Origin of the sequence: Pareuzebyella sediminis (genome assembly GCF_008367235.1) — a bacterium.
In the GTDB taxonomy this organism is placed as follows: Bacteria; Bacteroidota; Bacteroidia; order Flavobacteriales; family Flavobacteriaceae; genus Pareuzebyella; species Pareuzebyella sediminis.
This window is the reverse complement of the sequence record NZ_VTZS01000004.1, coordinates 309,529-330,832: the sequence shown is the minus strand read 5'-3', so window position 1 is coordinate 330,832 and position 21,304 is coordinate 309,529. Positions and strand designations below refer to the sequence as shown.

Annotated in this window: 16 protein-coding genes; 11 read left to right on the top strand and 5 right to left on the bottom strand. The window is 41.7% G+C overall.

Annotated elements, in window-relative coordinates:
• The first annotated feature begins 229 nt into the window (after positions 1 to 229).
• Positions 230 to 3,616: a DUF2723 domain-containing protein gene (locus tag F2B13_RS15565; protein ID WP_149304625.1), complete on the top strand. Its 3,387-nt coding sequence runs from the start codon at positions 230 to 232 to the stop codon at positions 3,614 to 3,616.
• Between the two features lie 146 nt (positions 3,617 to 3,762).
• Here F2B13_RS15565 and F2B13_RS15560 read toward each other — a convergent pair whose 3' ends face one another.
• From F2B13_RS15560 to F2B13_RS15550, 3 genes are all read right to left on the bottom strand, one after another.
• Positions 3,763 to 4,059, bottom strand: a complete 297-nt coding sequence (locus F2B13_RS15560) for a thioredoxin family protein (protein WP_149276710.1) — start codon at positions 4,057 to 4,059, stop codon at positions 3,763 to 3,765.
• A gap of 92 nt (positions 4,060 to 4,151) precedes the next feature.
• On the bottom strand, positions 4,152 to 5,381 hold the full coding sequence (locus tag F2B13_RS15555; RefSeq protein WP_149304624.1) for a metallophosphoesterase: 1,230 nt from the start codon (positions 5,379 to 5,381) through the stop codon (positions 4,152 to 4,154).
• A 47-nt stretch (positions 5,382 to 5,428) separates the two neighbouring features.
• Positions 5,429 to 6,151, bottom strand: coding sequence for a copper homeostasis protein CutC (locus F2B13_RS15550; RefSeq protein WP_149304623.1), 723 nt, complete (start codon positions 6,149 to 6,151; stop codon positions 5,429 to 5,431).
• Positions 6,152 to 6,191: 40 nt separating this feature from the next.
• Here F2B13_RS15550 and F2B13_RS15545 point away from each other — a divergent pair, with 40 nt between their 5' ends.
• The 3 genes from F2B13_RS15545 to F2B13_RS15535 all read left to right on the top strand — a co-directional run bounded on the left by F2B13_RS15545 (position 6,192) and on the right by F2B13_RS15535 (position 10,584).
• Entirely contained in the window at positions 6,192 to 7,187 is a 996-nt protein-coding gene (locus F2B13_RS15545; RefSeq protein WP_149304622.1) for an isoaspartyl peptidase/L-asparaginase family protein, read from the top strand.
• Between the two features lie 112 nt (positions 7,188 to 7,299).
• Positions 7,300 to 10,134, top strand: coding sequence for a DNA polymerase I (polA, locus tag F2B13_RS15540; RefSeq protein WP_149276706.1), 2,835 nt, complete (start codon positions 7,300 to 7,302; stop codon positions 10,132 to 10,134).
• A 102-nt stretch (positions 10,135 to 10,236) separates the two neighbouring features.
• Positions 10,237 to 10,584 carry a T9SS type A sorting domain-containing protein gene (locus F2B13_RS15535; RefSeq protein ID WP_149304621.1) on the top strand — a complete coding sequence of 116 codons (348 nt, stop codon included), beginning with the start codon at positions 10,237 to 10,239 and terminating at the stop codon, positions 10,582 to 10,584.
• Between the two features lie 57 nt (positions 10,585 to 10,641).
• Here the strand turns inward: F2B13_RS15535 and F2B13_RS15530 are convergent, their stop codons facing one another.
• The gene (locus F2B13_RS15530; protein WP_149276704.1) at positions 10,642 to 11,136 is read right to left on the bottom strand and encodes a hypothetical protein; all 495 of its coding nucleotides are present in this window, start codon (positions 11,134 to 11,136) and stop codon (positions 10,642 to 10,644) included.
• Positions 11,137 to 11,558: 422 nt separating this feature from the next.
• Here F2B13_RS15530 and rplM point away from each other — a divergent pair, with 422 nt between their 5' ends.
• The 4 genes from rplM to tsf all read left to right on the top strand — a co-directional run bounded on the left by rplM (position 11,559) and on the right by tsf (position 14,784).
• The gene (gene rplM / locus F2B13_RS15525; protein ID WP_149276703.1) at positions 11,559 to 12,014 is read left to right on the top strand and encodes a 50S ribosomal protein L13; all 456 of its coding nucleotides are present in this window, start codon (positions 11,559 to 11,561) and stop codon (positions 12,012 to 12,014) included.
• A complete protein-coding gene (gene rpsI, locus F2B13_RS15520; RefSeq protein WP_149276702.1) occupies positions 12,014 to 12,400 on the top strand; it encodes a 30S ribosomal protein S9 in 387 nt (128 codons plus the stop codon). Before rplM ends, rpsI begins: the two co-directional genes overlap by 1 nt.
• Positions 12,401 to 12,665: 265 nt before the next feature.
• Positions 12,666 to 13,898, top strand: coding sequence for a 30S ribosomal protein S2 (gene rpsB, locus F2B13_RS15515; RefSeq protein ID WP_149276701.1), 1,233 nt, complete (start codon positions 12,666 to 12,668; stop codon positions 13,896 to 13,898).
• A 61-nt stretch (positions 13,899 to 13,959) separates the two neighbouring features.
• Positions 13,960 to 14,784 (top strand): translation elongation factor Ts, encoded by an 825-nt coding sequence (gene tsf / locus F2B13_RS15510; RefSeq protein WP_149276700.1) that lies wholly within the window; start codon positions 13,960 to 13,962, stop codon positions 14,782 to 14,784.
• A gap of 525 nt (positions 14,785 to 15,309) precedes the next feature.
• Here tsf and F2B13_RS15505 read toward each other — a convergent pair.
• Entirely contained in the window at positions 15,310 to 17,181 is a 1,872-nt protein-coding gene (locus F2B13_RS15505; protein WP_149276699.1) for a M61 family metallopeptidase, read from the bottom strand.
• A gap of 177 nt (positions 17,182 to 17,358) precedes the next feature.
• On the opposite strand from F2B13_RS15505, the gene pyrH reads away from it, so the two are divergent.
• From pyrH to F2B13_RS15490, 3 genes are all read left to right on the top strand, one after another.
• Entirely contained in the window at positions 17,359 to 18,066 is a 708-nt protein-coding gene (pyrH, locus tag F2B13_RS15500; protein ID WP_149276698.1) for a UMP kinase, read from the top strand.
• A 107-nt stretch (positions 18,067 to 18,173) separates the two neighbouring features.
• Positions 18,174 to 18,728 (top strand): ribosome recycling factor, encoded by a 555-nt coding sequence (gene frr / locus F2B13_RS15495; RefSeq protein WP_149276697.1) that lies wholly within the window; start codon positions 18,174 to 18,176, stop codon positions 18,726 to 18,728.
• A gap of 142 nt (positions 18,729 to 18,870) precedes the next feature.
• Complete coding sequence (locus tag F2B13_RS15490) at positions 18,871 to 21,270, top strand: efflux RND transporter permease subunit (protein ID WP_149276850.1); 2,400 nt, start codon at positions 18,871 to 18,873, stop codon at positions 21,268 to 21,270.
• Positions 21,271 to 21,304: the final 34 nt, after the last annotated feature.

Sequence of the window (21,304 nt, the reverse complement as noted above, 5' to 3'; positions counted from 1 at the left end):
AAGTTTGGTTTGCACAAATATTTTAAAGCACAATAATCAAATCTAAGTCTCGCCAAAATAGGGTGTAGTTTTAGCGACAAGTGCTTATTTATAGTATGGGATAATACGATTCATCAAGACTTTTGTGTTATAATGCTCTCGCCACAGCCGTGTTAAACCTTTATAAAAAATGGACAATCATATCTATTTTAATTAGTAAATTCGCGGCATCGGTTAAACTACTGAGTACATGTTTGCAAAGAACTTCGAGAAATGGGACACCCTTTTGGGGTGGTCCGTATTTTTTATTGCCATTATCGTTTATGCCATTACCGTCGAACCCACCAATAGTTTTTGGGATGCTGGTGAGTATATCGCAACTTCCGCCAAACTTCAAGTAGGCCATCCACCAGGGGCTCCTTTATTGCAAATGATCGGTGCCTTTTTTTCCATGTTTGCCTTTGAACCGAGTCAAGTGGCCCGTATGGTGAATTATGTCTCTGGCGTATCGAGCGCTTTTACTATTTTATTTACATTTTGGACGATTACCAACCTCGTACGTAAATTGGTTCTGAATAAAGTTGATGTCATTACCAACAGTAAAGCGATCGCCATACTCGGAAGCGGACTGGTAGGTTCCCTCGCGTTCACATTTTCCGACAGCTTCTGGTTCAATGCCGTTGAAACCGAAGTATATGCAATGGCCAGCCTGATCATGGCTCTTTTGTTGTGGCTGGGCCTAAAATGGGTAGATGACCTGGAAAACCCTCGGGGAGATCGATGGATCGTACTCATCTCTTTCGTAATTGGCCTGACTTTCGGTATTCAATTCATGGGTTTTTTGGCCATTCCTTCCATCGGATTACTCTATTATTTTAAGACCTATAAAAAGACAACCGTCAAAAACTTTCTTTTGGCCAACATAATCGTCATTGCGATTTTGATGTTGGTCTATAAATTCTCCTTGACCTATGTATTGAATTTATTTGGATGGAGCGAAGTCTTTTTTATTAATAGTGTAGGGCTTCCCTTTAATTCAGGAACCATCATAATGGGGCTCATCTTTATAGGGGCCTTCTATTTCGGTCTAAGCTACACCAGAAAACACAACTATATTACGGCAAATACCATTGTGTTATGCCTTATGTTCCTTTTTTTAGGATTTTCCTCTTGGCTTATGCTACCTATTCGCGCGAACGCACGGGTAGTCATCAATGAAAACAATCCCGAAGATGCACGGGCCCTGTTGGCCTATTACAATCGTGAACAGTACCCCGGAGTCGATAGCCCTGTATATGGCACATACTACTCTAATCTTTTCGGGAACGCAGGAGAAGATAAGGACGAAGCTCCTAAGTATGAAAAAGATGAGGAACTAGGAAAGTACGTAATCGTCAATGATTATAAAGGAGCCATACCAGGGGATGACCCCAAACATATAGGGATACTACCCCGGATGTGGAGCAGCCAACATGCGGAAAATTATATGCGCTATTTCGGACCGTTGGATTTTAAACTACGGCAACAAAATGAAGAATTGAGGCAGGCGGCCAAACAAATTAAGGAAGGCTTTGCCAACGGTGAAATCGATGCGGAGCAATATATCAGTTTTCTCAAAAGGTTCGATAGATATCTTGAGGTCGAACCGCCCACAATCTGGCAGAACATCAAATACATGGCCCAGTTTCAGTTCGGGTATATGTATTGGCGGTATTTTATGTGGAATTTTTCCGGAAAAACCAGTGATGTACAGGGTCGATATAATGGCCAAGGAGAGTGGTTGAGCGGTATTGGTTTTATTGATAGCATGCGTTTGGGAAGCCAAGACAACCTGCCCGATGAAATAAAGAACGACAAATCTAGAAATACCTATTTCTTTCTCCCTCTGCTTTTGGGCATTGTCGGCATTCTATTTCAAGTATCTCGAAATCCAAAACAATTTTGGGTCCTGTTAGTTTTCTTTCTATTTACCGGTCTGGCCATTCAGTTCTACACGAACCCCTATATTTTTCAGCCCCGTGAAAGGGATTACTCGCTCGTTGGTTCTTTCTATGTATTTTCTATATGGATCGGACTAGGGGTCTATGGGCTTTTTGATGAATTCAAAAAGTTTTTAAGCCCGAAGATATTGGCTCCATTGGTTACACTTATTTGTTTATTGGCCGTACCAACCGTAATGGCCGTTCAGAATTGGGATGATCATGACAGATCGAACCGTTTTACGGCAAATGCCTCGGCAAAGGCCTACCTTGATTCTTGTCAAGAAGACGCTGGTGCCATTTTGTTCACCATTGGCGACAATGACACCTTTCCTCTTTGGTATGCCCAAGAAATAGAAGGATATCGTACCGATGTGCGCATCGTTTGTACTAGCCTTTTTGAAACGGACTGGTATATCGATCAAATGAAAAGGAAAGCGTACGAAAGTGACCCAATTCCATCACAGATTCCACACGAGAAATACCGCTTTGGTACGCGGGATGTATTATACTATCAGAACGTAGATCCACTTTTCAATAAAAAGATTTCAGAGAATCGATGGTCGGTCAAAGATTTTATCAAATGGGTCGATAGCGACGAACCACAGACCAAGCTTAAATTTATACTTGAACGACAAGAAAATGTCGATATCGATGCTTATTCCGAAAGTAGTCAAAATATAGTGTACTACCCGACGAATCACATTCGGGTGCCTGTCAACAAAAAGAATGTGCTGGAAAGCGGCTTGGTAAAGGCAAAAGATAGCGCAGACATCGTTGATTATATCGATATCGAACTTCCTCAAAGTGCGATTACCAAAAAGAGCATGATGATGCTTGATATTCTGGCCAACAATGATTGGAAACGCCCCCTTTATTTTTCAGGAGGAAGTTTTGACGATGCCGAGTTTCTTTGGATGAAGGATTATTTACAGCTCGATGGAATGGCCTATAAACTAGTGCCTATAAAAACCGAGCGTAGGAACTCCTTTGAAATGGGGAGAATAGATACCGATCTCATGTACGATATTGTTACGAACTGGTATTGGGGCAATTCAGGGAGTCCTGATATTTATCATGATCCCCAGACTCGAATACAAGGTTTGTCATATCGTAGCAATCTGGCCCGTCTTGTTGAAAAACTGATTGAAGAAGATAAAATCGAAAAGGCAAAGGATATCATCGATATGGCCATGAAAAACTTGCCCGTTGAATATTACGACTACTATACCTTTGTCGAACCTTTTGTAGATGGCTATTATAAAGTGGGCGAAACCACGAAAGCCCGTGAGCTATTTGAGAAATTAAAGTATATATACCAGGATCGTCTTGAATACTATGCCGATGTACCTTTAGATCAGCAGTATGACAAAATCGACGAGATTATTGCCGATATGGAGGGATACCGCAGAAATATCGATATTTTAATCACCAACAACGATAGAGAAAAAGCCGAAAAAGAGACTTTGATCTTCAATGAATATATTGATAAGTTCCAGCACTTCTATAAAGATGATATACTCGATGAAGAACCCCCAGTTCTAGGGGAAGATCGAGATTTACAAGATACCGCTCCCGTTTCAGATACGACGGCCATCGATGTCACTACCACGGAAGAAGAATTATTGGATACGGTCGGGGTACCTCCTCGCAATTGATTGCAACAGAATATGTGAAAAGTCTAATGATGAACGGCATAAAACCTTCAAATCCAATGCAATTAGAAGGATAACTTCCGCAAAGAGCAAAAGGAAAAAAGTAGCTGCGATAAGTCTCTGTAAAGAATCCCTAAAATTACTGTTGCCTAGAGGTACTCCTTAAGGATACCGATGAGTGTATTGGCATCTTGCTCGCCACTTTGTCGCCATACCATTTCACCCTTTTTATAAATCATAAGTGTAGGTAGTCCTTTGATACGAAGTGCTTGAGAAAGCTCCTTGTTCTTGTCAACATCGATTTTGATTACTTTGCCCTTATCTCCCAAAGCAGCCGCCACATCGCGAAGTACAGGATGCATAGCGGTGGATTGTTCGTTCCATTCCGCATAAAAATCCAACAATACGGGGACTTTCAAATCGATAAGCTCACCAAACTTTGACATACGTAAATCATTGGGTTACGCGCCAAATGTAGTAAAAAATGTTAAATCAGTGTATATACCCCCATTGATAAAGAATGTACCCCGCGTTAAAATCATGTTAAGGGTTTCTTCTTAAGCGTTATTACACTTATTTCTGGCCAGATCCCTACTCTTCCAGGGTATCCTAAAAACCCAAAGCCCCGATTGACATTAATAAACTGTCCGAGTTCTTTATAGATACCTGCCCAATACCTGTAACGCCATTTGATGGGACTCCATTTCACCCAGCCCGGAATCTCGATTCCAAATTGCATACCATGGGTATGACCACTTAGAGTCAAATGATAATGTACTTTATCTTTGAGTACCACATCTTCCCAGTGCGACGGATCGTGGCTCATCAATATTTTAAAGTCGTCTTCGGCTACTTTGGCCGTTGCCTTTTTAAGGTCGCCTGCCTTTTTGAAACCGCCTCTACCCCAATTCTCTACACCGATCAGGGCAATTTTATCCTTTCCTTTGTACAGGTAGCGATTCTCATTGAGCAGTAAATCAAAGCCCATAGCACGTTGAAGCTCTTTTAAATCTTCTAAATTTTGACTTTTTTTCTCTTCGGTTTCCCAAGGGATATAATCGCCATAATCGTGATTCCCCAAAACGGAAAACTTACCGTCCTTCGCTTTCAAAGTCGTAAAAAGCTCGGCCCATGGCCGCATTTCATCGGTCATGTTGTTGACCATATCGCCGGTAAACAACAAGAGGTCACTTTCTTGTTGATTGACCAAGTCGACCGCATATTCTATTTTTTTTCGATTGTCAAAACTACCGCTGTGGATATCAGAGATTTGTGTGATTTGGTATCCATCAAAGGCTTCGGGTAGATCTTCAAATTCCAATGTGTATTTCAACACCTTAAAATTGTATTTTCCACGATACATCCCATAAAGCAGCGCCCCAAATGGAAGTGCGGCGATACCGAGGGCTATGAGACTCAAAAACCTCCTTCGCTGAGGCAGACTAAACTCCTTTGTACCTCCGAAAACCTTATGATACACTCCGGTGAAAAAGCGGAAGATATCTTCGGAAAACAAAAACAGTATCGTGACGGAAAAAAATATCAGCATGGTCAATAAAAATCCAAAAGCATAACTCTTAGAACGACTGAGTACCCTGCCCGGTTCTTCACCCACCGTAAATTGGTAAATGAAATTACCGAGCACCAATATAGAAACGACCATAAAAAGGTAGTGTACCCATGGATAGCGTGAAGCAGTCTTCAACGCCTGCAAGGTATATAGACCTAGGGCAATATATGCAATGATAAAAATGATCCAACGAAGCATGATGTAAAGATATCCGTTAATGGGGACTACATGCCCTCATTTAGAATTTATTTAACTGCATTTACAATTTCGCGTATGGTTTCTACATCCGAAAAGGCTATAGTATCTTCCCTCAAAAACGAAGTTGAGTTCATTTCGACCCTTGGCCGCTCAGACAATGTTTTCACGAATTTGGTTCCTGACAGGTGTACCACGGTAAACCCCACCTCACCAAAAACATGAATATTGTCCATTCGGACCCCGCCCCCTGGCATAATTTCACAACTCGAGGTCATACGATGCAGCTCATTTAGTAAATCGATCCCTAGGGCTGCAGATTTTTGCTGTCCTGAGGTCAAAATATAGTTCACTCCCATGCCTTCCAGTTGCAACGCACCTTCTATGGGATTTTTGATCCAATCAAAAGCACGGTGAAATGTAAATTTCATGCCCTTCGCACTTTCTATCAACGCTTTGGTCCGCTCCAAATCGATGGTAAAATCATCTTTCAAAATTCCGGATACCACTCCTTCAAAACCTAAAGCTGAACATAGTTCGATATCTTGTTGCATAATCTGGAAATCGGCATCAGAATACGTAAAATCTCCACTTCTTGGCCGAATCAGTACGTGAACAGGTATGGAAATCTTTTTCTTGACGCTTTTCAATAATCCATAGGAAGGGGTCACCCCACCCACCGCTAACTCTGAACAAAGCTCAATACGAGAGGCTCCGGCATTTTCAGCGTTTAAGGCAGATTGCAATGAATTGGCACATACTTCTACCAGCATTTACTTATATTTAAGCCCCTAAAATAAACATCATAAATTCATGCGAAGAAGAAAGTTCCTAAAAAATTCCACCGCGGCCACTGCAGGATTTATTTCGGCCCCTTTAATCGCCTCTCAGGGTCGGTCAGCTACCGCCCAAGATACTAGTAACAACCCTAAAGGCAGCATTCCAATTGTTGTGTGTACCTGGAATTTTGAAAAAGCATCGGCCAAGGCCTGGGAAGTATTGGAAGCTGGTGGAAATTCCTTGGATGCTGTGGAACAGGGAGTAATGGTCGAAGAAGCCGACCCCAACAATCAGACCGTGGGTTATGGGGGAAGGCCCGATAGAGATGGCAATGTTACCTTAGATGCTTGTATTATGGACAAGGACGGTAACTGTGGGTCCGTCGTTTACCTTCAAAATATAAAACATCCTGTTTCGGTAGCCCGCAAGGTGATGGAAGAGACTCCACATATTATATTGGCCGGCAAGGGTGCGGAGCAATTTGCCTACGAACAAGGTTTTAAAAAAATTGATCTTCTCACCGAAAAATCGAGACAAGACTGGAAAAATTGGCTTAAAAAATCAGAGTACAAAACTCCGATCAATATTGAAAACCATGATACCATCGGCATGTTGGCCATCGACCGAAATGGTAACCTTTCAGGTGCCTGTACAACAAGCGGCATGGCCTATAAGGTCAATGGCCGTGTGGGGGACTCACCCATCATCGGGGCAGGCCTCTTTGTAGACAATGAGGTCGGTGCCGCAACCGCTACTGGTGTGGGTGAAGAAGTAATACGTACCGTAGGCAGTTTTTTGATTGTAGAACTTATGCGACAAGGCAAGAGCCCCCAAGAGGCTTGTGAAGAAGGGGTCAAACGTATTATGCAAAAAAATAAGGGTCGAAAAGATTTTCAGATTGGATTTTTGGCCATAAACAAGGCTGGCGAAACTGGCGGGTACTGCGTACATCCCGGTTTCACGTATCGACAGTACTCCCAAGAAGGGCACGATAATGTACCGGTCAATAGCTTTTATGCAAAGAAATAAAGTGGAGGGAAAAGACGCCCCAAGCGAAGGTATGGCCGCACTTGATAGTATGGGTTCTCATCCATTTTTCCTTACTTGAACTTTTCCAACAAACATGCTAAACAATAAAAAAATGTCCGAACAAAAACGACTCTTTCTTCTTGATGCCTACGCCCTTATATTTCGTGGGTATTATGCCTTGATCAAAAATCCACGTATCAATTCCAAAGGCATGGACACCTCGGCCATCATGGGCTTTATGAACTCGCTATTCGATGTGATCAAACGTGAAAAGCCCGATCATTTGGCTGTTTGTTTCGACAAGGATGGCAGCACCGAGCGCACTGAAATGTACGCCGACTACAAAGCCAATCGAGACGAGACTCCCGATGCAATTCGAACGGCGATACCCTATATTCAAGATATTCTGAGGGCCATGCATATTCCATGTGTTGAATTATCCGGTCTTGAAGCCGATGACATCATCGGCACCTTGGCCAAGCAAGCCGAAAAGGAAGGATATAAAGTCTATATGGTTACCCCTGACAAAGACTTCGGTCAATTGGTATCCGATAATATTTTGATGTACCGACCGGCGCGTATGGGCAACGGTATAGAAATTTGGGGCATTCCTGAAGTTCAAAAACGTTTTGGGGTCGAAAGACCTGAACAGGTCATCGATTATCTGGGGATGATGGGCGACGCAAGCGACAATATTCCAGGACTTCCGGGAGTTGGGGACAAGACAGCCAAAAAATTTATCGCACAGTTCGGTTCTATGGAAAATCTTTTGGCCAACACCGATCAACTCAAAGGCAAAATGAAGGAAAAGGTCGAAGAAAATGCAGAGCTGGGGGTACTTTCTAAAAAACTGGCCACCATTTGCGTCGACTGCGACGTTACTTTCGATGCTAAAGACTATGAGCTTTCAATGCCTGATGGCGAGAAAGTTCAGGAAATTTTCGAAGAATTGGAGTTCAGGCGCCTAAAAGATCAATTCATTAAAATATTCTCTGGCGACCTAGAAGAAACACAGACTCAGGTAACCAGTACCGAAACCGCAAAAAAACATGCCCAACCTGCCGGTAGCGGTCAATTTTCCCTTTTCGGAAACGATGGCGATTCACCCGCAACCATTAAAGACAGTTCGAGTAGAAAGACCATAAAAGAATACGTACACTTCTACCAAAATGTGGCCCCCGGCATGGCCATGAAACTTTTTCTAGAGCTTTTAATGAAACAAACTTCCGTTTGTTTTGACACCGAAACAACGGGTCTCAATCCACTCACGGCTGAACTGGTAGGCATTGCGTTCTCATGGGAGGCCTCTAAAGGGTTTTATGTACCCTTCCCCAAGGAAAAAAGTGAAGCTCAGAAAATTATCGAAGAACTCAGGCCTTTTTTCGAATCGGAGGAAATCGAAAAAATCGGGCAAAATCTTAAATATGACATAAAAGTACTAAGTACGTATGACGTACAGGTAAAAGGTCAACTATTCGACACGATGTTGGCGCATTATTTGATAAATCCCGATATGCGTCATAATATGGATGTACTCTCGGAAACCTATTTGAACTATACCCCGGTTTCGATTACCGAACTTATCGGCAAGAAAGGAAAAAACCAATTGAGCATGCGCGAAGTTCCTTTGGACCAACAAACCGAATATGCCGTAGAAGATGCAGATATTACCTTACAGCTATCACAGCACTTCAGGCCCGAACTCGCCGAGGCCAAAACCGAAGCGTTGTTCAACACCATTGAAATACCTCTTTTAAGGGTATTGGCCGATATGGAATTGGAGGGTATCAAACTCGATGAAGGCTTTCTAAATTCGCTGTCCAAGGAATTGACAGACGACATCAAAACCCTTGAAAAGAAAATCTACCAAGAAGCTGGAGAGGAGTTCAACATTGGTTCTCCCAAACAATTAGGTGAGATTCTGTTCGACAAGATGAAATTGGTTGACAAACCCAAAAAAACCAAAACGGGGCAGTACTCCACAGCCGAAGATGTCTTGTCATATCTTGCCAAGGATCACGAGATTATACAGAATGTCCTCGATTACCGTGGACTCAGTAAATTGAAAAGTACTTATGTGGATGCATTACCCGAACAGGTGGAGCCCTCAACTGGTAGGGTGCATACCGATTATATGCAGACGGTAGCTGCTACGGGACGATTGAGCAGCAATAATCCGAATCTACAGAATATCCCAATACGGACTGAGCGCGGGCGCCAAGTGCGCAAGGCCTTCATCCCAAGAGACGAGAATTTTGTGCTGTTAGCTGCCGATTACTCACAGATTGAGCTTCGTATCATAGCGGCATTAAGTGACGAGACCACCATGATAGAGGCCTTCAAAAACGGGGAAGACATTCATGCATCTACGGCTTCCAAGGTATTCAACGTACCCTTGGACGAAGTTACAAGAGAACAGCGCAGCAATGCCAAAACCGTAAATTTCGGAATCATCTACGGCGTATCCGCATTCGGTCTCAGCAATCAGACCGACCTGTCACGATCCGAATCGAAAGAACTTATCGACACCTATTATAAGACCTATCCAAAACTTCGGAACTTTATCAGCGAGCAAATCGACTATGCACGTGAACATGGTTATGTACAAACCGTTTTGGGCAGACGCCGTTATTTAAAGGACATCAATGGAAGAAATCAAGTGGTCAGGAGTGCCGCCGAGCGCAATGCGGTAAATGCACCCATTCAAGGCAGTGCCGCCGACATCATTAAAATCGCCATGATCAATATTCATCGAAAACTAGCCGAAGGCCATTATAAAAGCAAAATGTTGTTACAGGTACACGATGAATTGGTCTTCGATATCTATAAGCCCGAACTCGACGAATTAAAACCTCTAATCAAAGGTGAAATGGAAAATGCCTATACCCTTTCTGTTCCCTTGGATGTAGAGCTTGGTATCGGAGCAAACTGGCTGGAAGCGCATTAACATACAAAATAAAGGACTTCACAACATATTTTAGTTTAGGTGTATCTATCGACTTACTTTCGTAGAGTATTCTATTTATTGATAGAACGTTGCTATGACACCATGAAAACAGCTGCCACGATACTTCTATATCTTATAATGACCTTTACGGGTCGGGCACAAAGTGCTTCCACTCACGAAAGCCCTAAAACCAGTCAGGTCATTCAGAATACCCAAGTCAAAGTATTTCCGAACCCGGCTACGAATCTCGTGAACGTGTTAGGGCTGAAGAATACGTCGAGAGCCGATATTTCAATTTTAGATATTTACGGAAATATAGTAGCCACCTACCGCTGGGAGATCCGAAGAAATGCCATCAATATTCCTATTTCTACCATAAAACCCGGGGCTTATATTATTACCATACATTCGGAAGAACAACATATTCGTACCAAATTCTATAAACAATAAAAAAACCGTTTCGATTTCCATCAATCAAAACGGACTTTTTACTCATGTAAATGATCTCTATCTTTTTGTGAAAACCAGCGTACCGCTTTCGTCGAAGTTAGGTATATTGAGAGCTTGGGCGTCCACTTCCATAACATTGTCTTGAATCGCCACCTCCAAAGTTAAAGGTTCACCGTTCAAATCGGCTATGGTCAAAACTCCTGCCTCGTAAGTATAAGTACTGGTCTCCGCGTCCTTTTGGTCTGGACATGGAATATCGAAACCACTTGAAGTGTCAACCTCAATATAGGCCGTAGCATTGTCGGCAACTACGGTCAAATCACGATTAAATGTGAGGGACAACACTACACAGCCATTCTCAGTTAGAAAATCCAGCATTTGCTTGGCCAAAAGCGCATCGGCACTGGCCGTACCCGAATCTATTTTCAACGCTGTAGCGTCCCAACTTCCTTCAATCTCACTTTCCACCTCATTTTCGTTGTTCTTATCATCTGTTGAACATGAAAGCAGCAGACCCACTAGTAAAAGCGGTATCCATATCAGTTGTTTCATCCAATTTTTCTTTTAAAAGTTCTAATGAGCAAAACGCAAAAATAACAGTATTAGTATTCTTACCCACTTTTACGGATGTCTCCTTATATATTGCCCCTGTACCGTCTCCCATTTTCAAAATTAGGTTTTGACTTGACAATAATAGGAGACTTTTTCTCTAATATCCTGCTTTTAATTCTAACCCTAAGAATAAATAGGGCATAGACCTTTATATCTCCGAACTCAATCTAATTCAAAAATCAGCTGACTAAATCGTTTGTGAAGCTTTGATAACGTTTAGAATGCCATATTAATAACTAGCAAGAAAAAAGTTTATGTAACTTCTGAAATATTCGGAAACAAGCATTTGTATTTCAAGAGAATTAATGTACATTTGCAGCCCGTTTGACGGGATTGAAGTGTTTAATTAAAAAGTAACCGTAGTGGATACATTAAGTTATAAGACCGTTTCAGCCAATAAAGCTACAGTCGACAAGCAATGGTTGTTGGTAGATGCAGAAGGGCAAACCCTTGGCCGAATGGCCTCTAAAGTTGCCAAAATGTTGAGGGGAAAGCACAAGCCCAACTTCACCCCTCATGTTGATTGTGGCGATAATGTTATCGTTATCAATGCTGAAAAAGTAAATTTATCAGGCAACAAATGGGAAGACAAGACCTATTTGCGCTATACCGGATACCCTGGAGGTCAACGTTCGACTTCGGCTAAAGAGCTTTTGGCTAAAAATCCTGGCCGTATCGTTGAAAAAGCAATCAAAGGTATGCTTCCAAAGAACAGATTGGGTTCCGAGCTTTTCAGGAATCTCAAGGTATATGTAGGGTCTGAACACAATCATGAAGCCCAAAAACCAACGGTTATCAATCTAAAAGAATTCAAATAATGGAGACCATTCATAAAATCGGAAGAAGAAAGACTGCTGTTGCCCGTGTATATGTCTCGGAAGGAAAAGGGAACATTACGGTAAACCAAAGGGATTTGAACGATTATTTCCCCACAGCTACACTTCAATATAAAGTCAAGCAACCTTTCTCGTTGACAAGCAACGAAGATGTCTATGATGTAAAGGTAAATGTATACGGCGGTGGAATCACCGGTCAGGCAGAGGCAATCCGCTTGGCATTATCAAGAGCTATGTGCGAGGTCGATGGAGAAAATAGATCTGTTTTGAAACCTGAAGGTCTGCTAACCCGCGACCCAAGAATGGTGGAGCGTAAGAAATTCGGACAGAAAAAAGCCCGTAAGAAATTCCAGTTCTCCAAACGATAGTATCGAGTTTTATATTTTATTACATAAATTAATCAAACGGCCGCACTCTTTAATTTGAAAGCGGCTGAAACCAAGTTCATTGAAAGTCCTTGAAAAGGGATAAATTAAGAACTACCTATTCTTAAAATGGGTGGTTTTCGGGAGACCTGAGGATGCATATCTATTAGGCACCGTTAGTTTAGCATCTAAATATTGAAGGCTCTTTGTTGAAAAGCGAAGTACCACTTCAATATTGCCTATTCAAAAGAACGTAAACTAAATTCATATGGCGAAAGTCGAAGTAAAACAATTATTGGAAGCAGGTGTGCATTTCGGCCACCTAACACGAAAGTGGAACCCTAACATGGCGCCCTACATCTATATGGAGCGTAATGGGATTCACGTAATCAATCTCTACAAAACGGTAGCAAAATTGGATGAGGCCAATGAGGCACTCAAGAAAATTGCTGCTTCGGGACGCAAAATTCTTTTTGTCGCTACCAAGAAACAAGCGAAAGACATTGTGGCCGAAAAAGTGGCCAACGTAAATATGCCCTACATCACGGAACGATGGCCAGGTGGTATGTTGACCAATTTCGTGACCATTCGTAAGGCCGTAAAGAAAATGGCCTCCATTGATCGGATGAAAAAAGACGGGACGTTCAATACACTGTCCAAGAAAGAACGTTTGCAGGTAAACCGGTTGCGCGCCAAACTGGAGAAGAACTTAGGTTCCATTTCAGAAATGACCCGTTTGCCGGGAGCTTTGTTTATTGTAGACACTATGCGCGAGCATATTGCCGTAAAGGAAGCCCAAAAATTGAACATTCCCATTTTTGCGATGGTCGACACCAACTCAGACCCAAGAGATGTCGACTATTTGATACCTTCGAATGACGACGCTTCTAAATCTATTGACATTATAATGAGTTCGGTAACAGAAGCGGTCGCCGAGGGATTGGCCGAAAGAAAATCGGAGAAACTATCCGATAAAGAAGGTAGCGACGAGCCGAAAAAAGAAAAGAAAGAGAAAAAGAAGAAAATCGTTGAAAAGGCTCCTGAAGTAGCGAAAGATGTAGAGGCTAAAAAAACGGCCGATACGGATAAATCGAAGGAAGTAAAAGAGGCTCCCGTGGTAGAAAGCAAGGAAACACCAGAACCTACTCCTGAAACCGTAGAGACCAAAGCGCCTCCCGTAGTTGCAAAAGTTCCAGAAGTGGAAGTCGACGTTGAGAAAACTAAGGAAGCTGTTGCTATTGACACCGAAGACGTAGACCTCACCAAGATAGAAGGTATCGGACCTAAGGCGGCAGAAGCACTCGTGAGTGCCGGATTCAATTCTTACGCAAAATTAGCAGAAGCCGACGCCGAAAAAATTAAAGAGGTGCTTACCGAATCTAGTTCTAGAATGGCACATCTTGATCCGACCTCTTGGCCAAAACAAGCCCAAATGGCGGCTGATGGCAAATGGGATGAGTTAAAGGAATGGCAAGACAACGTTAAAGGTGGAGTTGAGTAATCACGACCCGTACAATAAATTAAGAAACATTGTCTAAAGACAATAAAAAAAGCATATCGAAATGGCAAAAATCACAGCCGCAGAAGTAAATAAATTAAGAAAGACTACAGGTGCAGGAATGATGGACTGCAAAAACGCCTTGGTCGAAGCAGAAGGAGATTTCGAAAAAGCTATTGAAATACTTCGAAAAAAAGGACAGAAAGTTGCCGCAAAAAGAGCCGATAGGGAGTCATCTGAAGGTGCGGCGATCGCTAAGGTAAATTCAGAAAATACCGAAGGTGTGATTATTTCCTTGAACTGCGAGACCGATTTTGTTGCCAAAAATGACAGTTTTGTTACCTTGGCAAACGAATTGGCAGACCTTGCATTGGGCTATGATTCTACAGAAAATTTTCTTTCTGCAGATTTTAAAGGAATGACCGTTCAAGAGAAACTGACCGAGCAAACCGGGGTTATCGGTGAAAAAATCGAAATTGGAGGCTTTGAAAAATTAAGTGCCCCATTTGTGGGTAGTTATATTCATGCAGGAAATAAGATTGCTACCCTTGTGGGTCTTTCCGCTGCTGTCGATAGTGCCGATGTGGTGGCTAAAGATATAGCCATGCAAGCCGCGGCTATGAATCCTGTTGCGCTGAACGAAGAAGGTGTAGATCAATCGGTCATCGATAAAGAAATTGAAATCGCTAAAGACCAATTGAGACAAGAAGGCAAACCTGAGGCCATGTTAGATAATATTGCCAAGGGAAAACTTAAGCGTTTCTTCAAAGACAATACATTGGTCAACCAAGATTTCATCAAGAATAACAAGCAGAGTGTTGCTCAATATGTAAAATCCGTCAATGCCGATTTAGAGGTCACGGGTTTCAGAAGGGTTGCTTTGGGATAATTTAAATTTTGAACTAACTCAAGAAGACCGCCTAACTTTTCAGTTAGGCGGTTTTTTATTGGGGATATTTCGAAAAAACACTGAGTTCCAGCACGTTGATAGATGTGCCATATTTACCCTCTTTTGAACTTCTATAATAAGGGCCATAAAAGGTCGTACACCTAATATGTATGTCATGGACTTGCGGTCGAAATAATCATAAGATAGACGTGAAACTATGGCTTCTAAACAGGTATTAATATCAAAAGGTACGACCCGAATATATTGTAAGGAAAATGGCCTATGGCGACCGTCCATTTCCCATAAAGTACGGCTAGCAACCTATCTTCGACCTTGTATTACAAATTTTATCCTGGCACTCGAATTGAAAAAAACTAGAGGATATCTATCGGAAATCGGCAGTGTTTTGATCTACAAGACCATGATAGATAGAGATATCTTAAAATTAGTATTTACGGAGCCAAATCTTTTGTACTACTAATAAATGAAGCAGTCTATATAAACCCTATTTTTTAAATTTTAACATCAACCTTTTAACCATGCTTCTCGCACTTGCGCCTCTTTTGGGCTTACGTTTTCCACAGGAACAACGGTCTCGACTTCAAGCATGGGCGTGCCCACCTTTCCCTCAACAGTTAACTCCTCGCCATTGCGCAACAAGGTCATTTTGATTTCTGTATCTGGGGCCCAACCGAAACTTTCTCCTATGATGGGTCGAATCGCTTCGAGATTTATCGGTGTTCCATTGATGCTTTTAATAACGTCACCTCCTTGAGCGCCTAGCTCTTTAAAAAAGCTGTTTTGCTGAATACCCTTCCGAATGAAGATGGCATTTTCACTGGTTTGATCGACATCTATAAACGGGTTTTCACCATCTAAAAAATATCCGGTCTGTTTTTCCACTGTCTTCATTTGCAATCCGACCTTAGCTAAAAATTCGTTATAATCTATAGGAGTATCCCCAACTACATAAGTTTCAAAAAAAGTACCGATCTCTGGATAGGTCATTGATACGATTTCATCGATTAAATCGCTATCGTTAAACGGAGTATCGTTTCCATACTTTTTGGAAAGTTCCTTCATCAACCAAAGCACCCCCTTCTCCCCGTTACTTAGCCGTCGAAGTTCGATATCAAGTGCCATGTTGATCAAAGCCCCTTTTTCATAGACATTCGCATAATTATCTTTGTACGGCTCCTTCAAAATATTTTTGCTCATCACGGTAAAAGACATGGTATCGTCATACGATTTGGCATTGTTCATTTTATCCATCATTCGTTCATAGAACTCTTGCTCGCTGATCAGACCTTGCTGTACCTGAAAAAGATTGGCAAAATATTCCGTAGTACCTTCGTACATCCATAAATGCTCAGACATTTTAGGATTATTAAAGTCGAAATATTGTATTTCCTTCGAGTGTACGTTCAATGGGGTCACAATATGAAAGAACTCGTGAGACACTACATCGACCATAGCCTGCTCTAAACGCTCCCTGGGCATGGCCTCAGGCAATACGACTACCGTGGAGGTATGGTGTTCCAATGCTCCAAAACCTGAAGCATCGTTGGGCTCTAGGGTAGATAAATACAATAAAATGTTATAATTTTTGGTGCCATCGATATCTCCTAAAAAAGCCTTCTGGGCGGCCATCATCTTTTCCATGCGCTCCTTCAGACTAACAGCGTTATATATGCCATTGGGCGAATAAACGCTAATCGTAACGGTAATATCGTTGATTTGAAAAGATTCGGTGTTGGGTTTGGCATATTGAATCGGATTATCGATTACCTCGAAGTATCGACTTGCAGTGAAGACATCGACCCCGTCGGTTGGTTGATCCACATTATTTTTTGGCAACGAAGTAGTTGCCAATAAACTTATCGGCCTTGTAATAGTAAGTTGATAGGGCACCTCTTTCAAATTATTGAAATAACCGACGAAACCGTGAAGGTTGAGCATAAAATTCTCTCCGTCAAGAATATTGGTGCCGGCCGGCGAAAATACTTTAGACTCGACTTCGTTCTCCGTATCGTAGGTATCGTTCACGTAATACACTACCTTATCTAGATTCTTCCCATTTGAAATGTTCCACGTATTGTCATCCGATTTTGAAACCGTCATTTCATTACCCTTATAATCAATGGCTTTTAGGCCCTCTATATACTGCCCATAATTATCGATACTATAGGTGCCCGGTACGGTCTTGGGTATGTAAAAGGTTACTTCATCGGTTGTGAAAGCCCCAGGGTCAACAGTGACCTCCACCTTATCGTCGACCACTTCGCTCAGATTTATAGAAGTCAGAATAGGGGTTTTATCGGCAGTCAAAACTCCTTTTGTCGAACCACAACTATATAATACCAATAAGGTTAGGGTAAGCACGTAGTATCTTTTCATTATGTAAGATTTAGAATTTTTATGCTGGCTCTTATCCACTTTCAAAACGGCCTGCAAGATTATAAAATTTATAGGAATCGGCATCATTATTAGGAAATAATTAAGGTTGCTTATCTATGGCCTAGAAATAGAATCATAACATTTTTTGATTATTTTTGCTTCAAAGAAAACCCGGGCATGCAATATAAAAGGATACTTTTAAAGCTTAGTGGCGAAGCTTTAATGGGTCAAAAACAATACGGTATTGATTCGCAAAGACTCGCCGAATACGCCGAAGAAATCAAAGAAGTTTCTGAAAAAGGAGTCGAGATAGCTGTAGTAATAGGCGGAGGCAATATTTTTCGAGGTCTATCAGGTGCGGCAACAGGAATGGACCGGGTACAAGGTGATCACATGGGTATGTTGGCCACCGTCATTAACGGTCTCGCCCTACAGAGTGCCCTCGAAATGCAAGGGGTGCAGACCCGATTACAATCGGCTATTGCCATCAACGAGGTGGCCGAACCTTTTATAAGAAGACGCGCCATGCGGCATCTAGAAAAAGGAAGGGTGGTCATTTTTGGGGGAGGAACGGGAAACCCATATTTTACGACCGACTCGGCAGCTGTTTTACGTGCAATAGAAATAGAAGCCGACGTTATCTTAAAGGGAACCCGTGTAGATGGCATCTACACCTCCGACCCGGAGAAAGATAAGAATGCCACCAAATTTGATTCTATCTCTTTTGCAGATGTAATTTTAAAGGGTTTAAAAGTGATGGACACGACCGCTTTTACCCTCAGTCAAGAGAACGAGCTACCAATTGTCGTTTTCGATATGAATAAAAGAGGTAATCTAATGAAGTTGGTCGAGGGTGAAAATATCGGTACGGTAGTCAATCTCTAAAGATTTGTATCAACTAGGTTTGAAACATATAATCATGCTTTTGACAAATTAGATTTAATCCCTTTACATGGGACAGTCGGTTTCTCAAAATATCAATAATTTAGAATATGAACGAAGAAATACAGTTTATACTTGATTCCGCAAAAGAAAGTATGGAGGCTGCATTGAAGCATTTAGAAAAAGAGTTTGTGAAAATTAGGGCTGGCAAAGCCAGTCCTGCTATGTTATCATCGGTCATGGTCGAGTACTATGGTTCACAAACCCCATTGTCTCAAGTTTCGAACATCAATACACCCGATGGACGTACCATATCGGTACAGCCTTGGGAAAAGAAAATGCTTCAGGAAATTGAAACTGCCATTATGAATGCTAATTTAGGGTTCAACCCAATGAATAACGGCGATTTTGTAATTATCAATGTACCCCCGCTGACCGAGGAGCGAAGAATACAGCTCACCAAGCAAGCCAAGGCTGAAGCAGAAGATGCAAAAGTGGGTGTGAGAAATGCACGTCAAGAAGCCAATAAGGAAATTCGCGATCTCGACGTTTCGGAAGATCTTCAAAAAAATGCCGAGGTCGATGTGCAAGAACTTACTGATCAATACATCAAAAAAGTTGACATTTTTCTAGCCGCCAAAGAGGCTGAAATTATGAAGGTATAATTTTTAGATATGCAAAATCAAAATAATAGAAGCGGCCATTTGGGGCCGCTTTTTTTTCTAAAGTGGATAGGGTTTATTTAATCTTTCATTTTAGGAACGCACCTAATCATTCAATACCTTTGCGCTCGGTAAAAACCCTATGATGGCAAAAAAGTATACACAAGGCTTTTGGGAAAAAACGGCTAGAATTATTCTTCGAAATCGTATTTTAATCCTGATTCTGATTGCAGGATTTACCGTTTTTCTTGGACTACAATGGCAAAATATGCGCTTCAGCAACTCGCAAGCCAACTTATTGCCCGACGATCACCCCATCAACCTAGAGTACCAAACATTCTTAAAACAATTTGGTGAAGAAGGAAATGCCATCGTGTTCGCGATAAGGGATAGCACGTTGTTTACACCTGCCAAATTGAATCGGTGGAACAAGTTCAGTAAACAATTGACGGCTTTTCCAGAAGTAGATTTCGTTATATCACTAGACAACCTTCAAGAACTCAAAAAGGATAACGAAGCAGAAAAATTTGAGCTCCAACCTCTTATCCAATCTGAGCTAAGAACCAAAAAAGAAGTTGATAGTATTATAGATCACCTTTTTAATGAGCTCCCTTTTTATGACAAGCTACTTTTCAATAAGGAAAGTGGTACGGTAAGAACTATTGTTAACCTTGACAAGGATATTGTCAACACCACGGTTCGAAAAGATTTTATTTTACAAGACCTCACCCGTCTGGTCGAAGACTTCGAAGAAGAAACCGGCATGAATGTTCATGTGTCTGGAATGCCCTACATTCGAACAATGAACTCTCAAAATATCATTGATGAAATCGGGAAGTTCATTCTGGCAGCTTTGGGGGTAACCTCTTTTATTTTTTTCCTCTTCTTCAGAAGCTTTCGAGCCACGTTAATTTCAATGTGTGTTGTAATTATAGGGGTAATGTGGGCCTTTGGATGGCTGGGATTATTGCAGTACGAGATTACGGTGTTAACCGCATTGATTCCCCCACTTATTATCGTAATCGGTATTCCGAATTGTATATTCTTAATCAACAAGTACCAACAAGAAGTTAAAAAGCACGGCAATCAGGCTCTTTCATTACAGCGCGTCATATCGAAAATCGGTAATGCCACCTTGATGACCAATATTACCACGGCCTCCGGTTTCGCTACGTTTATAATCACGGATAGCAAGTTGCTGAAAGAATTCGGTATAGTTGCTTCCATCAACATCATTGGCATCTTTATTCTCTCGCTCCTTATCATACCTATTGTTTACAGTTTTTTATCCCTTCCGAAAAACAGGCATTTAAAGCATTTGAACCAACGTTGGATCGATGGCTTCGTCAATTGGATGGAGCATGTGGTACGAAACCGGCGCATAACGGTCTATGTCACCTCTCTTGTTTTATTAGTCACCAGTATTATCGGGATTTATCAAATCGATATTTCCGGAAGCCCTATAGAAGACATGCCCAAAAAAGCAGAGTTCTTCCAAGATATTCGTTTTTTCGAGAGGGAATTTGACGGCATTATGCCCGTAGAAATAGTAATCGATACCAAAAGACCCAAAGGTGTACTCAAGCCAACTACCTTAAAGCGCATGGATCAATTGAGCGAGGTTGTAACAGAAATTCCTGAATTATCAAGACCTATTTCTGTAGTAAACCTCGTCAAATATTCTAAACAGGCATTTTACAACGGAATACCTAAATATTATCAGTTGCCTACTTCGCAGGAGAACAACTTTATAATGAAAGTTGTACAAAATTCATCAGGCAACGGGAACCTGCTCAAAAACTTCGTGGATAGTACCGGACAAACAGCACGCATGACCACTTTTATGCAAGATGTGAAGACCGATCGTATGGAGGAAATCGAAGCACGGCTGTTAGAGAATGTTGCCAAGTTTTTTCCACCAGATCGTTACGATGTTTATATGACCGGAAGTGCGCTTATCTTTCTAAAGGGCACCAAGTACTTGGTTAAAAACCTGGTATTGTCCCTGGCGTTCGCTATATTTTTAATCGCGCTGTTTATGGCGTATTTGTTCCGTTCTTTCCGAATGATTATAATTTCGTTGATACCAAATCTCTTGCCCTTGGTCATAACCGCTGGCGTAATGGGTTTTGTTGGGGTACCTATAAAACCTTCTACCATCTTGGTATTTAGTATCGCCTTTGGTATTTCTGTTGACGACACCATTCATTTTTTGGCCAAGTATCGTCAAGAGTTGACGGCTAATAAATGGCAGATTAAAAAATCGGTCTATGCCGCTCTGCGGGAAACAGGTGTTAGTATGTTTTACACTTCAATCGTTCTATTTTTTGGCTTTTCGGTATTTATAATTTCAAACTTTGGAGGTACGGTAGCCCTTGGGGCACTCGTATCGGCCACCCTTATGTTTGCCATGTTGGCCAACCTCATTGTGTTGCCCTCTTTATTATTGTCTCTTGAGCGTAACATTGCTCGCAAAGAAATATTGAAAAAGCCCCAAATCGATATCCTTCCTCTAGCCGACGAAGACAAACGAGATGATAAATGAGACGGATTTAAACCGTTCGAACACCCTTTCTTTT

Excerpts from the sequence above, each read along its gene's own strand:
- F2B13_RS15530 (WP_149276704.1), bottom strand. The coding sequence starts at position 11,136 with ATGAAACAACTGATATGGATACCGCTTTTACTAGTGGGTCTGCTGCTT.
- rpsI (WP_149276702.1), top strand. The coding sequence starts at position 12,014 with ATGGAGACCATTCATAAAATCGGAAGAAGAAAGACTGCTGTTGCCCGT.
- F2B13_RS15550 (WP_149304623.1), bottom strand. The coding sequence starts at position 6,151 with ATGCTGGTAGAAGTATGTGCCAATTCATTGCAATCTGCCTTAAACGCT.
- F2B13_RS15545 (WP_149304622.1), top strand. The coding sequence starts at position 6,192 with ATGCGAAGAAGAAAGTTCCTAAAAAATTCCACCGCGGCCACTGCAGGA.
- F2B13_RS15565 (WP_149304625.1), top strand. The coding sequence starts at position 230 with ATGTTTGCAAAGAACTTCGAGAAATGGGACACCCTTTTGGGGTGGTCC.
- frr (WP_149276697.1), top strand. The coding sequence starts at position 18,174 with ATGAACGAAGAAATACAGTTTATACTTGATTCCGCAAAAGAAAGTATG.
- polA (WP_149276706.1), top strand. The coding sequence starts at position 7,300 with ATGTCCGAACAAAAACGACTCTTTCTTCTTGATGCCTACGCCCTTATA.
- F2B13_RS15490 (WP_149276850.1), top strand. The coding sequence starts at position 18,871 with ATGGCAAAAAAGTATACACAAGGCTTTTGGGAAAAAACGGCTAGAATT.
- F2B13_RS15560 (WP_149276710.1), bottom strand. The coding sequence starts at position 4,059 with ATGTCAAAGTTTGGTGAGCTTATCGATTTGAAAGTCCCCGTATTGTTG.
- tsf (WP_149276700.1), top strand. The coding sequence starts at position 13,960 with ATGGCAAAAATCACAGCCGCAGAAGTAAATAAATTAAGAAAGACTACA.
- F2B13_RS15505 (WP_149276699.1), bottom strand. The coding sequence starts at position 17,181 with ATGAAAAGATACTACGTGCTTACCCTAACCTTATTGGTATTATATAGT.
- F2B13_RS15535 (WP_149304621.1), top strand. The coding sequence starts at position 10,237 with ATGAAAACAGCTGCCACGATACTTCTATATCTTATAATGACCTTTACG.
- pyrH (WP_149276698.1), top strand. The coding sequence starts at position 17,359 with ATGCAATATAAAAGGATACTTTTAAAGCTTAGTGGCGAAGCTTTAATG.
- rpsB (WP_149276701.1), top strand. The coding sequence starts at position 12,666 with ATGGCGAAAGTCGAAGTAAAACAATTATTGGAAGCAGGTGTGCATTTC.
- F2B13_RS15555 (WP_149304624.1), bottom strand. The coding sequence starts at position 5,381 with ATGCTTCGTTGGATCATTTTTATCATTGCATATATTGCCCTAGGTCTA.